The 13,307-nt window shown below is 71.8% G+C and carries 13 protein-coding genes, 1 tRNA gene and 1 other RNA gene; 6 read left to right on the forward strand and 9 right to left on the reverse strand.

The window, feature by feature from the left end:
• The first annotated feature begins 69 nt into the window (after positions 1-69).
• Both ABD286_RS08975 and ABD286_RS08980 read left to right on the forward strand, forming a co-directional pair.
• Positions 70-984, forward strand: a complete 915-nt coding sequence (locus tag ABD286_RS08975; RefSeq protein ID WP_344192322.1) for an ABC transporter ATP-binding protein — start codon at positions 70-72, stop codon at positions 982-984.
• Entirely contained in the window at positions 981-2,114 is a 1,134-nt protein-coding gene (locus ABD286_RS08980; protein ID WP_344192324.1) for an ABC transporter permease, read from the forward strand. Before ABD286_RS08975 ends, ABD286_RS08980 begins: the two co-directional genes overlap by 4 nt.
• 63 nt (positions 2,115-2,177) lie before the next feature.
• Here the strand turns inward: ABD286_RS08980 and ABD286_RS08985 are convergent, their stop codons facing one another.
• Genes ABD286_RS08985 through ABD286_RS09000 form a run of 4 tightly spaced genes read right to left on the reverse strand, consistent with a single transcriptional unit; the run spans position 2,178 to position 6,296 of the window.
• The gene (locus ABD286_RS08985) at positions 2,178-2,729 is read right to left on the reverse strand and encodes a DUF5063 domain-containing protein (RefSeq protein ID WP_344192326.1); all 552 of its coding nucleotides are present in this window, start codon (positions 2,727-2,729) and stop codon (positions 2,178-2,180) included.
• A complete protein-coding gene (recR, locus tag ABD286_RS08990) occupies positions 2,722-3,321 on the reverse strand; it encodes a recombination mediator RecR (RefSeq protein ID WP_344192328.1) in 600 nt (199 codons plus the stop codon). Before recR ends, ABD286_RS08985 begins: the two co-directional genes overlap by 8 nt.
• A 26-nt stretch (positions 3,322-3,347) precedes the next feature.
• A complete protein-coding gene (locus ABD286_RS08995; RefSeq protein ID WP_344192332.1) occupies positions 3,348-3,878 on the reverse strand; it encodes an SRPBCC family protein in 531 nt (176 codons plus the stop codon).
• Positions 3,879-3,887: 9 nt separating this feature from the next.
• Positions 3,888-6,296 carry a DNA polymerase III subunit gamma and tau gene (locus ABD286_RS09000; protein ID WP_344192335.1) on the reverse strand — a complete coding sequence of 803 codons (2,409 nt, stop codon included), beginning with the start codon at positions 6,294-6,296 and terminating at the stop codon, positions 3,888-3,890.
• Between the two features lie 103 nt (positions 6,297-6,399).
• Here ABD286_RS09000 and ABD286_RS09005 point away from each other — a divergent pair, with 103 nt between their 5' ends.
• Together ABD286_RS09005 and ABD286_RS09010 are read left to right on the forward strand one after the other, a co-directional pair.
• Positions 6,400-7,083, forward strand: a complete 684-nt coding sequence (locus ABD286_RS09005; protein WP_344192337.1) for an ABC transporter ATP-binding protein — start codon at positions 6,400-6,402, stop codon at positions 7,081-7,083.
• On the forward strand, positions 7,080-8,540 hold the full coding sequence (locus tag ABD286_RS09010; protein WP_344192339.1) for a hypothetical protein: 1,461 nt from the start codon (positions 7,080-7,082) through the stop codon (positions 8,538-8,540). Before ABD286_RS09005 ends, ABD286_RS09010 begins: the two co-directional genes overlap by 4 nt.
• Before the next feature lie 32 nt (positions 8,541-8,572).
• Here ABD286_RS09010 and ABD286_RS09015 read toward each other — a convergent pair whose 3' ends face one another.
• Positions 8,573-9,436, reverse strand: a complete 864-nt coding sequence (locus ABD286_RS09015) for a hypothetical protein (RefSeq protein ID WP_344192341.1) — start codon at positions 9,434-9,436, stop codon at positions 8,573-8,575.
• A 54-nt stretch (positions 9,437-9,490) separates the two neighbouring features.
• Positions 9,491-9,589, reverse strand: an RNA gene (gene ffs, locus ABD286_RS09020) — signal recognition particle sRNA small type.
• Positions 9,590-9,647: 58 nt separating this feature from the next.
• Between ffs and ABD286_RS09025 the strand changes: the two genes are divergently transcribed.
• Entirely contained in the window at positions 9,648-10,109 is a 462-nt protein-coding gene (locus ABD286_RS09025) for a DUF3817 domain-containing protein (protein ID WP_344192343.1), read from the forward strand.
• 41 nt (positions 10,110-10,150) lie between these two features.
• Positions 10,151-10,238, forward strand: a tRNA-Ser gene (locus ABD286_RS09030).
• Between the two features lie 267 nt (positions 10,239-10,505).
• Here ABD286_RS09030 and ABD286_RS09035 read toward each other — a convergent pair.
• Genes ABD286_RS09035 through ABD286_RS09045 form a run of 3 tightly spaced genes read right to left on the reverse strand, consistent with a single transcriptional unit; the run spans position 10,506 to position 13,271 of the window.
• Positions 10,506-11,444, reverse strand: coding sequence for a BadF/BadG/BcrA/BcrD ATPase family protein (locus ABD286_RS09035; protein ID WP_344192345.1), 939 nt, complete (start codon positions 11,442-11,444; stop codon positions 10,506-10,508).
• Between the two features lie 13 nt (positions 11,445-11,457).
• The gene (locus tag ABD286_RS09040) at positions 11,458-12,375 is read right to left on the reverse strand and encodes a carbohydrate ABC transporter permease (protein ID WP_344192347.1); all 918 of its coding nucleotides are present in this window, start codon (positions 12,373-12,375) and stop codon (positions 11,458-11,460) included.
• Positions 12,372-13,271 carry a carbohydrate ABC transporter permease gene (locus tag ABD286_RS09045; protein WP_344192349.1) on the reverse strand — a complete coding sequence of 300 codons (900 nt, stop codon included), beginning with the start codon at positions 13,269-13,271 and terminating at the stop codon, positions 12,372-12,374. The genes ABD286_RS09040 and ABD286_RS09045 overlap by 4 nt, the downstream gene beginning before the upstream one ends.
• Positions 13,272-13,307: the final 36 nt, after the last annotated feature.

The raw sequence follows: 13,307 nt of genomic DNA on the forward strand, positions 1-13,307 counted from the left end.
CGGGAACGAGCGCGGGCGCGGCGCCGTCAAACCGCGGTCACCGGCTCCACTGGAGGGATACCGTCAACCATGACCATCGAGGTTCAGGGGGTCCGCCGAGCGTTCGGCGACGTCCTCGCGGTCGACAGCATCAGCCTCACCGCTGCACCGGGTGAGGTCACCGCGCTGATCGGCCCCAACGGCTCCGGCAAGACCACGCTGCTCCTCATGCTCGCGACGCTGCTCGTCCCCGACCAGGGCGCGATCCGCATCGACGGCCTCGACCCGGTCGCCCAGCCGACCGAGGTGCGCTCGCGGATCGGGTGGATGCCCGACGGGTTCGGCACCTGGGACGCGCTCACGGTGAGGGAGGTCCTGCACACCGTCGCCGCGGCATACCGGATCTCCCCGGACCGGGCCCGCGCCCGCACGGACGAGCTCCTCGCCACCGTCCACCTCGAGGACCTCGGTGACCGGCGGGCCCGGGTCCTGTCGCGGGGGCAGAAGCAGCGCCTCGGCCTGGCTCGCGCCCTCATCAACGACCCGAGCGTCCTGCTCCTCGACGAACCCGCCTCCGGCCTGGACCCCCGCAGCCGCATCGAGCTGCGCGACATCCTGAGGTCGCTCGCCGCGCAGGGCAGGACGGTCGTCGTGTCGAGCCACATCCTCACCGAGCTCCAAGAGGTGGCCGACCGGGCTGTCATCATCGCCCGGGGCCGCAGCCTGGAGACGCAGCGACTCGACGCCGAGTTCGTCTCGACCGGCCCCGCCTCGTGGCGGATCGACTCCCTCGACCTCACCCGCCTCACCGACTGGCTCGCCGAGCACCACGTCCCCGCACGACGGGTCGGAGGTGGCCTCACCGAGGTGGAGGTGTCCGGCGAGGAGAACGCCGCGCGGCTGCTCGCCGACCTCGTCCGCGACGGCATCCGGGTCACGGCCTACGCCCCCAGCCAGGGCGCCCTCGAGTCCGCCTACCTCGCAGCGACGGAGGACCGGCGATGAGCTGGCACGGGATCAGGACGGTCGCGACCCTCGAGCTGCAGCAGCGGGTTCGCACCTCGAAGTGGCCCATCGTCCTCGGGGTGTGGGTCGCCCTCATCGCCCTCGTGGCGTTCCTGTCCTACTGGGCCACCAACGACGAGCAGCTGCGAGCCGGCGAGGCGATGTACGACATCGTCATCTTCTTCGTCCTCGGCCTGGCCATGCTCATCGTGCCCTCGCTCACCGCGACGTCGGTCAACGGGGACCGCGAGCACGGGGTGCTGGCCACGCTCCAGACGACCCTGCTCTCGCACTGGGACATCGCCCTCGGCAAGCTCGCAGCGGCCTGGCTCATCTCCATGGCGTTCCTCGTCAGCGCGATGCCGTTCATGGCGTGGGCGTGGTTCGAGGGTGGGGTGTCCGGCGGCCGGATCGTGCTGTCGCTGCTCGTGCTCGTGCTGGTGCTCGCCGTCGTGTGCACGCTCGGACTGATGTTCTCGGCGCTCACCGCCCGACCGATCGCCTCCGCCGTCCTCACCTACCTCGCCCTGGGCGCCCTGGTCTTCGGGACGACGATCGGCTTCGCCCTGTCCGCCTTCCTCGTCACCGAGACCGAGCAGCAGAAGGTCTTCGGCATCCCGGACAACTGGTGGGAGACGCACCAGCCCCCGGCCATCGACCCCGCCGACCCCACCATGACGCAGGACCAGCTCGACGAGCTGATGAAGTCGAGCCAGCCCACCCGGGCGGACTGCACGACGTTCACCCGCGAGACGCAGGTCGCCCACACGGAGCGGATCTGGTGGATGCTCCCGCTCAACCCGTTCGTCGTGGTCGCCGACGCCGCTCCCTCGGTGCCGCGGGAGCGCGGCAACGAGTACTCCTCCGGGTTCACCCCGATGCGGTGGATCAGCGGAGGAGCCCGTATGGCGCGCAACGGCCCCGAGGACGTGGTGGACGAGTGCGCGATGCAGACGCAGATGGACTCAGGCGGCTACGTCGACCCGATGGAGTCCGCGCTGAAGACGGCGCCGGTCTGGCCGTACGGGCTGGTGTTCCTGCTGCTCGCCGGGACGGGTGCAGCGGTCGTCGCCGGACAGCGGCTCCGGACGCCGATCCGCCGCCTGCCGAACGGCACCCGTATCGCCTGAGTGTCACTCAGGGGTGCAGCGCGTCGAACTCGGCTTCGGGGACCAGCTCCGAAGCCGGGGGCCTCAGGGGTGCAGCGCGTCGAACTCTGCTTCGGAGATGGTCTCCTCGTCGGCATCGAGCCGGATGTGGCCGAGCAGGGACTGGAGCACCCGCAGGGCGGAGGCGGCCCGCTCGCCCCAGTCGGACAGGTAGCTGAACTGCCACCACCACAGGGCCTCGGACAACCGGCCCTCGTCGTGGTGGCGCAGGCCGTGGGCCAGGGCGCCGGCCACGACCGCAATGTCGTTGGACAGCGATCCGGTGGTCAGCTCGGCCGAGGTGACCGGGTCGACGAGGTCGGCGTACTCGTCCAGGCCCTCGAAGAGGTTGGCGAAGCCGGTGCGCAGCGGGTCGAGCTCGGGGTCGGTCGTGTCGGCCTCGAAGCGCTCTGCGGGGACGATGTCCTGGATCGCGGCGAGCCTCGTGCCCATGACCAGCGCCTGCGAGAGCGCGAGCAGCGTCATCGGGATGGCCGAGTCGGGCGCCGAGCCCGAGGCGACCTCGGTGACCGTCGCGAGGTAGTGCCGCGCGTCGTTGGCCGACTCGTCGGCCAGCATCCGCAGGTCGTCAGACATCGAGCAACCGCCTTCCTTCGAACGCCCGACCGAGGGTGACCTCGTCGGCATACTCCAGGTCGCCACCGACGGGCAGGCCCGAGGCGAGACGGGTGACCTTCAGGCCCATCGGCCGCAGGAAGCGGGCGAGGTAGCTCGCGGTCGCCTCGCCCTCGAGGTTGGGGTCGGTGGCGATGATGACCTCGGTGACCTCGCCGGACGCGAGGCGGGTCATGAGCTCCTTGATCCGCAGGTCGTCAGGACCCACGCCCTCGATCGGGCTGATCGCCCCGCCGAGCACGTGGTAGCGACCACGGAACTCGCGGGTGCGCTCGACGGCGACGACGTCCTTGGGCTCCTCGACGACGCAGATCGCGGTGCCGTCGCGGCGCGGGTCGGCGCAGATCCGGCACTGCTCGCCCTCTGCGACGTTGCCGCAGGTGGTGCAGAAGCGGACGCGGGCCTTGACCTCGGTGATCGAGTCGACCAGTCGCGTCACGTCGACGGCGTCGGACTGGAGCAGGTGGAAGGCGATTCGCTGAGCACTCTTGGGGCCCACGCCGGGAAGCCGGCCGAGCTCGTCGATCAGGTCCTGGACCACGCCTTCGTACACACCGGTGAGCCTATGCCCTGCCGGTGTCAGCCACCCGACCGGACGCGCTCACGCAGGCCGGCCGCGAGCCCCATCACGGTCAGCTGGTCGAACAGCCCGCCGAGCCGCTCAGCCAGCAGGCGGTGCTTGACCGGCGCCATCCGCAGCCGCAGGTGCAGCCGGCTGCCACTGCCCTGCGGCGTCAGCTGCAGACACCACGTGAGGTGGGTGCGACCCCGTGTGGAGGTGTGCAGGAGGTGCTGGCCCGGCGCGAGCTCGGCGACGGTGAAGGTCGCGTCCCGCCCGCCCCAGTCGGGGATCACGTCCCCCACGGCCAGGTCGAGGTGTCGTGCGTCGAGCCGGCGCAGCCCGCGCCGAGACCCGGGGACGAACCGCTCCACCCACCGGGGGAAGTACCAGCCCGCACGGCGCTTGCCCAGCTGCACCAGCCACGGCCAGACCTGCTCGGGCGGGGCGGGGAGGCTGAAGGCGCGGTCCATGACGACGTCCGCCGGAGCGACTAGCTCGTCACCGGGCAGGGTCGCCCGGAGCTCGGCAGCGGTCGGTCGGGTCAGCACGGCTGGCCGTCAGCCTTCGTCGATGACCTTGCCGCCGAGGAGTCGCTCGATGACGGGGCGACCCACGTCGCCGACGGCCTCGATGTCCTCGTCGTCGTCGCTCGCGGCGCTGTCGTCGGCGATGTAGGTGTCGGGGGTGCGCTCGGGCTCCTCTGCCGCCACCTCGGCCTTGGCCCGGGCGAGCAGCGATCCCGGAGCGGGTGGGGCTGCGGGAGCGACGGCGATCGGTGCAGCACCCCCCGCCGGCTCCGTCGCCCAGCTCGGACCACTGCCGGGGGCAGCCGGTGCGCTGGCCCACCCGCCGTCGCCGGACTCAGGAGCAGGTGAGGGTGCGACGGCGCCGCTCGCGGCGTAGGCGGTGGCTGCCCGTCCCGCAGCATCGGCGCCGCCCGAGCGCGTTCCGGCGCCTGCGCCCGGCGCGGAGCCCTGTCCCGAGCCCTGACCCGGGCCCTGGCTGGTCGAGCCGCCGGCAGCGCCGGCTCCAGCGCCACCGCCCGAGGGATCGTTCGACCCCTGGTCGTGGAACCCGCGCGAGGTCTCTGCCGCCGTGACCACGGGGTGCGACTCGCCGCTCGGCGCTGCCAGGCGCGCGTCGGGCACCGGGATGCCCTCGACCCGCGCGTCCACGCCGAGGACGTCGATGAGGGCCTGGCGGACGAGGTCGGCGTGCGGTCCGTGGCGGAAGGTGTTGGCGATACCGACCGTCGAGATGCCGAGCACGACCTTGCGCCCGTCGAACTCGTGCACGGTGGCGTGCTCGGACAGCAGCGTCCACGTCGTGCGCTTGTGCTTGAAGATCCAGCCCAGGATGTCCGGCCAGGCTCGTCGGATCGCCGCCGTGTCCATGCCTCCGGGAGTCGACCGCTCAGTGGCCACCGACTGGGACTCGGGCCGGGACTCCTGCTGGTGCTGCTGAGCCTCCTCCTGGTGCTGCTGCTCGGGCTCGGGCGCCGCCGGCTCGGGCCGAGCCGCAGAGGTCGGCTCGGGTCCGGCGTCCGGAACAGGAGAGGACGAGGGGGCGGGAGACGGCGCCGGGCGCTCGACGACCGGCGTCGCTCCGGTCGGCGGCGCGTAGAGCGGGGTCTCCGGGCGCTGGGTCGGGGCGTCGGACGTACCGGTGGTGGCGGCACTGGCAGCGTCGGTCGCGGCACGGGGTTCGGCGGCCGCGGTTGCCGCCGGAGCCATCGGTGCCACAGGAGCTGCCGAGGCGACCGGCTGGACCGGGGCCTGTGCCCGCGCAGCCTGCGAGGGAACGCCCTCGACGTCGAGGCGACGCTCGAGGCGGTCCAGCCTCGCTGCATACCCGCTCTCGCCGGAGGCACCCGGGAGCAGGACGCGCGCGCAGATGAGCTCGAGCTGCAGGCGCGGCGCGGTGGCACCGGTCATCTCGGTGAGGCCGGCGTTGACGATGTCGGCCGCGCGGGACAGGGCTCCACCACCGAAGGCGGCGGACTGCTCACGCATGCGTTCGAGCTGGTCCTCCGGGAGTCCGCGCAGGACCGAGGAGGCGCCGTCGGGGATCGCGGCGACGACGATGAGGTCACGCAACCGCTCGAGCAGGTCCTCGACGAAGCGGCGCGGGTCGAGCCCGGTCTCGATGACCCGGTCGACCTGGTGGAACACCCCGGCTGCGTCGCCGACGGCGAAGGCGTCGATGGTCGCGTCGAGCAGCTCGCCGTCGGTGAACCCGAGCAGCGCCGCGGCGCTCTCGTAGGTGAGCCCGTCGTCGCCGGACCCCGCGATCAGCTGGTCGAGCACGGAGAGGGAGTCACGCACCGAGCCGCCGCCGGCCCGCGTCACGAAGGACAGGACGCCCGGGGCGACGGCGACGTCCTCCTGCGCGCAGAGCTTCTGCATGTAGTCGGACAGCTGGCCCGGCGGCACGAGGCGGAAGGGGTAGTGGTGCGTCCGGCTGCGGATCGTGCCGATGACCTTCTCGGGCTCGGTCGTCGCGAAGACGAACTTCACGTGCTCCGGCGGCTCCTCGACGATCTTGAGCAGGGCATTGAAGCCCTGCGGCGTGACCATGTGGGCCTCGTCGATGATGTAGATCTTGTAGCGGCTCTGGGCGGGGCCGTAGGACGCGCGCTCGCGCAGGTCACGGGCGTCGTCGACACCACCGTGGCTGGCTGCGTCGATCTCGATGACGTCGACCGAGCCGCTGCCACCGCGGGCGAGCGCCACGCAGGAGTCGCACACCCCGCACGGGTCGGGTGTCGGGCCCTGCTCGCAGTTGAGGCAGCGGGCCAGGATGCGGGCACTGGTCGTCTTGCCGCAGCCGCGCGGGCCGGAGAAGAGGTAGGCGTGGTTGACGCGCCCCGTGCGCAGCGCCTGCATGAGCGGCTCGGTGACGTGCTCCTGGCCGATGACGTCGGCGAAGGACTCGGGCCGGTAGCGGCGGTACAGGGCGGTGCTCACGATCGGAACCCTAGTCGGCCCACCTGACACGGCACAGCCACTGCCGAGGCGGTGCTGCGCCCCCAGATCGCGGTGCCAGACTGTCGGCGACGACAGGAGATCCATGGCCGGGCGACGCAAGCAGGGCAGCACCACGGAGAAGACCAGGGCGAGCCAGCTCGTGCTCGAGGTCAAGGGTGCCGGCAAGGACATCGAGGGCTCGGTGCTGCTGGCGCCGATCGACCTCAAGGCCAAGGCCGGGCAGTGCATCGTGCTCCGAGGGGAGAACGGCAGCGGCAAGACCACCCTCCTGCGCATCCTCGCCGGAGCCCTCGAGCCCTCGGTCGGGTCGGCGACCTTCAACGGCGCGCCCCTCGACGAGCGCGACCCGGCCACCCGCGCCGGGGTGGCGTCCCTCGTGGGTGCTCCCACGGCATACCGGGACCTCACGGTGATCGACCACCTCGTCCTCATCGACTCCACGTGGGGCGGTGACATCTCCACCGCCGACGAGCGGGCCGACGACCTGCTCGTGACCTTGGAGATCGACCACCTGTCGGAGCGGTTCCCGCACGAGCTGTCGTCGGGGCAGCAGCAGCTGTTCCACCTGGCGATGGTGCTGTTCCGGCCGTCGACGGTCCTGCTGCTCGACGAGCCCGAGCAGCGGCTCGACACCCACAAGCGTGGGCTGCTCACCCGCCTGCTCGTCGAGCGCAAGGCGGCCGGCAGCACCCTCGTCATCGCCTGCCACGACCCCGTCATGACCGAGGCCATCGCCGACCGCGTCGTCGACGTCGCGGGCGCATGAGCACCCCGCACGAACCCGCCCCGCACGAACCCGCAACGGACGGAAGCGCAACGGACGGACCGGCCACGGACACCCCCACCGGGCCGACCCGCGACCGCGACCGCCTGGCGCAGGCGCGCAGGGTCATCCGCGGCGGCCTGCCCGAGCAGGGCAACGGCAACGCCATCTACGCCGCGTACGTCGCCGTCATCGCCTCGCTCGTCTACGGCGTCCCCGCGTCCCGGGCGTTCTTCACGTTCGTCGACCCGGAGTGGATCTCGCGGCACCTCACCGGGCTGCAGGGGGTCCTCGTCATCGGCGCGGCCGTCGCGGGAGTGCTGCTGCTGGGGTTCCGGCTCGGCTCGGTCCGTGGGCCCGTCGTCCCCGACCTCCCTTACCTCGACCACGTCGCGACCAGCGCCCTCGACCGGGCCGTCGTCCTGCGCCGGTGGTGGCGGATCAGCCTCGTGGGCTGCCTCGTCGCCGGCCTGCTGACGGGCGCCGTCGTGGGCACCGGCATGGTCGCTGCCGGGGTCGCCTCCCTGGTCGTCCTGCTCCCCACGACGCTCGGTGGGCTCCTGGTCGGGTTGGCCCTGGGCGGTGCGTGGTTGTGGGGCCAGGTCCGCTCGTGGCCCACCGGCGACCGTGGTCCGGGCACGGTGCTGCGCGGACGGCGTTCGCTGCGAGCGCTGCACCACGTGGGCCTGCGGACCCAGTCCGCCCGGGCCGTGACCATGGGCGGTGCGGTCCTCGCGGGCGACCTGCGTGCCGCTCGGCTCGACGTCGCCGCACCCGGCACCCGCCTGCGCCGCACCCGGCTGCGCGCCCGCGGGCGGATCGCCGTCGTCGCCGAACGCGACCTGCTCGGCCTGCGCCGCACGCCCGGCGCGTTCGCCGTGGGCCTGGTCCTGTCGGCCGCCGGCTGCTGGGCGCTGGCCCACTCCACGACGCCCGGGGTCCCCAACATCGTCGCCTTCGTGGGCGTGGTCGCCGCCTACCTCGGGTATGGCGCGTGGTCCGAGGGCCTGCGCCTGCAGGGCGACAACGCCGGGACGCCTGCGCTGATCGGGCTGCCGTTCGCGGAGGAGTCGCTGGCCCACCTCATCGCGCCGTCGGCGCTGTTCGCCGTCGTCGCCGTCGTCTCCGGAGCGGTCGTGGCGACGACGTCCGGCGCCGGGGTGGCCGCGGTCTTCTGGCCGGTCGCGATGACGGCCCTGGTGGCCGGGACGCACCTGATGGCAGCCTTTCGCGGGCTGCCGCCCGTCTCGTTGTTCTCCCCCGGCTCTGCCGTCATCTCGGTCGGCTTCTGGTACTCCCGTCCGCTGCTGCTCGCCCTCATCGGCGGGGTCGCCGCGACCGCCCTGCTCACGCGGTCCAGCACGAGCAACGCCCTGCTGGTGCTGGCGCTCGCGTCCTACGCCGCGGTGATGTTCGGTCGTCGCAGGGTCCGTCTCCTCGACGAGGCCCACCGCGCCTGACCGTTTCCGCCCCCGCGTGCCGCACCGGTGCGTCAGGGGATCCAGAGGGAGCTGGTACCGCGGGAGATCTCTCCTGCCGTCACGCCGATGAGCAGCGCCAGGACCACGCCCAGCAAGAAGGCCCGGCCTCCTCGCAGGCGGTCCTCGACAGGCTTCTCCTGGAGCATCCCCTCGTCGAGCATCTTGTCGTCAGCGGGCCCGACGGTCACCGGGGCAGACCGGGGCCTGATGAGGTCGGACACGGCGAGGGCCACCAGCCCCAGGCCGGCGGGCACCATATAGACCAGCCAGAACCAACCCCAACGGGTCGCACGGGTGGGGCGGTAGCCCAGCAGGATGCTGCCGACCCCGAGCAGCAGGGCCGCCCAGCCCGGCCAGAACGGCAGGTCGAGGTTGGGCACCTGGTCCGGCCCCACAGTGGTCAGCGGGACCCCACCAGCGCGCATCTCCTGGACGAGGCCCCGGTACGACACCGAGGGGTCTGCGCGCAGACCCGGGCTCTGGAGGTCGTTGGCGTCGAAGTGACGGGTCTGGGCGAACGGGGCGTCGACCCAGTAGAGGATCCCCGTGGCCGGCTGCTGGTACCGCTGCTCGTCGGGCAGACCGGTCGTCTCGTCGAGACCGAGCGTGTCCCAGCCGTCGCCGGCGGCCGAGGGGAGCCAGGCGTCGTCGTGGTGCGACAACCCAGTGACCCGGTACGTCAGGATCTGACCCGAGGCGATGTCGGCTCGGACCTGGTCGGCGGTGACCGAACGCGGCTCGAGCGCCCAAGCGAGGACCCCCCAGACGATCCACAGCAGGACGACGAGCACGCCGACGAACGGTCGGGCAGCCACGCCCCATACCCGGATCCGCGGTCCCCACCCGGTCCGGTCCTCGACCCCCACCACCGTCATGCCTGCATGGTGGCAGGCCGCCGCACCGCCGGGCGGGCACTTGCGTGTGCAGGCAGAAAAGGGACACCCCGCGTACCTGGAAGAGCTCTCCTACCCTTGCTGCATTCCTGCCCTGGGGGAGTTCGGAGAGGTACCACCACGCGGGGTGCCTGCGAGAAGTGTAGACGGGGCCGTGCCGTGGCAGCCAATCCCCTCTTGCGACACTGAGGGCATGACTCCGCTCGTACTGTTCCGCCGTCTCGCCGTCGCCGAGGCCACCACCTGGGCCCTGCTGCTGATCGGCATGGTCCTCAAGTACGTCACGAAGACCACCGAGCTCGGCGTCCAGGTCTTCGGCATGGTTCACGGGGTCGTCTTCATCGCCTACTGCCTCACCACCGTCTTCGTCGCGGTCAACCAGCGCTGGTCCGCGGGAGTCACCCTGCTCGGCCTCGTCAGTGCGATCCCGCCGTTCATGACGGTGTGGTTCGACCGCTGGGCCGAGAAGCGCCGCCTCCTCGACGGTGGCTGGCGGCTCACCTCTGGTGGCGAGACCCCGCGTTCGCTGCCCGAGAAGGTGCAGGCCTGGATGCTCGCGCGACCGGTCGCGGCGGTGGCCGTGGCGCTGCTCGCGGTGGCTGCGCTGACCACCGTGGCGCTGCTCGTCGGGCCCCCTGCGAGCTCCTCCACCTGACGATTTCAGGACAAGGCCCCTGCCCGTGTAGCCTCGCCCGCGGAGGATTCGCATAGTGGCCTAGTGCGCACGCTTGGAAAGCGTGTTGAGTGAAAGCTCTCAGGGGTTCGAATCCCCTATCCTCCGCCACAGAGATGGCCCCCAAGCTTGCGCGGGGGCCTTTCTCTTTGGTGGTGGGTAGGTGATGACGGGAGCCTGAGCGGGCGGCGAGGAACGAGCCGGCCGCCAAGGCGGCTCCCCTATCCTCCGCCACAGAGATGGCCCCAGCGTCCAGACGCAGGGGCCTTTCTCATGTCCCGTGTCCCTTGGTTCGATGTGGACGCGCCGGGATGTCCCGGCGTTTTTACATCGAACCGCGGGGAGGGTGCGGCTGCGGGGTCCGCGCTGGGGGTGCGGTCAGTCGACGAGCAGGTATGCCGCGTGGGCGGGCAGGGTGCCCGTCTCCAGCAGGTGCGTGCCGAGGAGCCGGGCTCCGTCGAGCGCGCCTCCCGCGGGCGCAGCGAGCCGGTGCCCGTCCCGGGCGAGCCGCTGCTCCAACGCGGTGCGCACCGGTGCCGCCCCGAGGACTCCCCCGGTGGCGGCAAGGACCGGGTCGGGCAGGCCTGCGGCAGCCGCGAGCAACGCCTCGGCCAACCCCTCCCCCGCGGCGGCGCAGAGTGCGGCTGCCAGGGGGTCGAGAGCAGCGGCGCCAGTGACAGCCGGGGCGAAGCCGGCGATGCGCTCAGGCGCGTCGGGGGCGTTCATCACCTGGCGCGGCCACGTCGCCGGCTCTCCGAACACGGCGCGGCCAGCGTCGAGCAGGGACTTCGAGCCGTGGGGCAGCCCGTCGTGTGCCCGCAGGGCCGCTCGCAGCCCCTCGAGCCCGAGCCACGCCCCCGAACCCACGTCACCGAGCACGTGCCCCCAGCCGTCGACCCGGCGCCAGGTGTCGACGAAGTCGGTGCCGAACGCGACTGCCCCGGTCCCGGCTGCCACCACGGCTCCGGGGCGCAGGCCACCGAGCGCGCCGACGAGGTTCGCGACCGCGTCGCTGACCACGACGGTGCGCCGCGCCCCCAGCGAGGTCCGGACGATCCGCATCACCTCGGCCCGGTCGGCGAGGAAGAGCAGTCCCCGCATCGACCAGACGACGACCTCGGGTTCGGCGCAGTCCAGCTCGTCGAGCAACGACCGCGCTGCCCGCGCGAGCGCCTCGACGTCGATCCCGCCCGGCTGGATCCGCACCCCGGGTGCGGTGCGAACCGGCCCTGGCTGGGCGCCGTACGTGACCTGGACGCGCAGGCCGGAACCCCCGATGTCCACGGCCGCGACGACCGGAGGGGACGCTGCGCTCACGGACGCGATGGGATCACTTGGACATGCCGGCGGTCAATCCGGCGACGATCTGCTTGGTGGCCAGCAGGAAGAGCACGATCAGCGGGATCGTCGTGATGACGAGCCCGGCGAACACGGCCGAGTAGTTCGTGGCGTTCTCGCCGAAGAACGTCGTCAGGCCGACGGGTAGCGTGTACTTGTCCTGGTTGCGCAGCAGCACCAAGGGAAAGAGGAAGTCGTTCCAGATCGGCACGAAGCGGAAGACCGCCACCGTGGCCAGGGCCGGGCGCACCAGCGGCACCATCACGCGCCAGAACGTCTGCCACGGCGTCGCCCCGTCCAGGGCTGCGGCCTCCTCGAGCTCCTCGGGCAGCTGCCTGAAGAACGTCGTGAGGACGAAGATCGAGAACGGCACGCCGGAGGCGCCGTACATCAGCGCCAGACCCAGCCGCGAGTCGATCAGGCCGAGGCCGTCGAACAGGTAGAAGATCGGCAGGATCGCCAGGTGGATCGGCAGCATCAGGCCGGACAGGAACAGCGACTCCAGCCACCGGAACGCCCGCGAGCTGACCCGGGCCAAGGCGTAGGCCGCCATCGTCGAGACCGTGGTCGACAGGACCACCGCACCGACGGTGACGAGCAGCGAGTTGCCGAAGTAGGTGGCGAAGTTCCCGGTGGTCCATGCCTCTTGGTAGCTCGTGGTCGACAGCGGCCACGGCACACCGAGCGGGTCGCTGATGAGCTCCGCGTTGGTGCGGAACGAGCTGAGGACCATGAGCAGCAACGGGACCAGCGCCACGGCGGCATACAGCCACAGCAGGATGCTGGCACCGGCGCCACCGACCGGCTTCGTGCCGGAGCCGGCACCCGACCCGCGGCGGGGACCGCGGGGTTGGGCCAGCACCGGCTCCTCGGAACGGGTGGAGGTCGCTGGGGGGACGACGACACTCATGCGGTGATCCTCCGCTCGTGGCGACGCAGCACCGAGGTGGCACCGATCGCACCGCCGAAGATGACGAGGAAGAGCAGGGTGGCCAGGGCCGACGAGCTGCCGATCGCGTCGATCGAGCCCGAGTCGAAGGCCGTGCGGTAGAACAGCAGCGACACGAAGTCGGTTGACCCCGCAGGGTTTCCGGTGGAACCACCGAACGCGTACGGCAGGGCGAACGCCTCCATCGCGAAGATGAATGTCAGCACCGACACCGTGCCGATGGCCGGGACGAGCAACGGCAGGGTGACCTTGAAGAACGCCTGGCGGTGGCTGGCACCGTCGACGCGGGCAGCCTCGGTCAGCTCCTCCGGCACCCCGCCCAGCGCAGCGCCGTACAGGAGGACGGGGAAACCGATCCACTGCCACACGCTCACGAGCACGACGACCCACAACGCGGTCTTGGGGTCACCCAGCCACGGCAGGGCCCAGGACTCGAGGCCGACCTTGGTGAGCAGCTGGTTGACCGGGCCGAACGTCGGCGAGAGCAGCAGCGTCCACAGGTAGCCGATGACGATGGGGCTGACGAGGTACGGCATGGCGTAGAGGGTCTGCAGCAGCCGGCGCGTGCGCGCCCTGCGGTGCAGCAGGAACGCGACGCCGAGGCCGATGGTGTTCTGGAAGACCATCGTCCCGGCGAAGAACAGCACGTTGTGCAGCAGCGCCCGGGGCAGGTCCGTCGTGAAGGGTGCGCGGGTGAAGAGCGTGCGGAAGTTCTCCAGGCCCGCGAACGCACCACGGTTCGTGCCACGCCACTCGAAGAACGCGTAGGAGAACGCCGTCCCCATCGGGTAGAGCACGAACACGCCGAACAGCAGCAGGGCCGGGAGGACGAACAACAGCCCGGTGCGGCGCCTCACGACCGAGGCCTTTCCAAGGACCCGTCAGGGGACGGC

Origin of the sequence: Pedococcus aerophilus (assembly GCF_039532215.1) — a bacterium.
GTDB lineage: Bacteria > Actinomycetota > Actinomycetes > Actinomycetales > Dermatophilaceae > Pedococcus > Pedococcus aerophilus.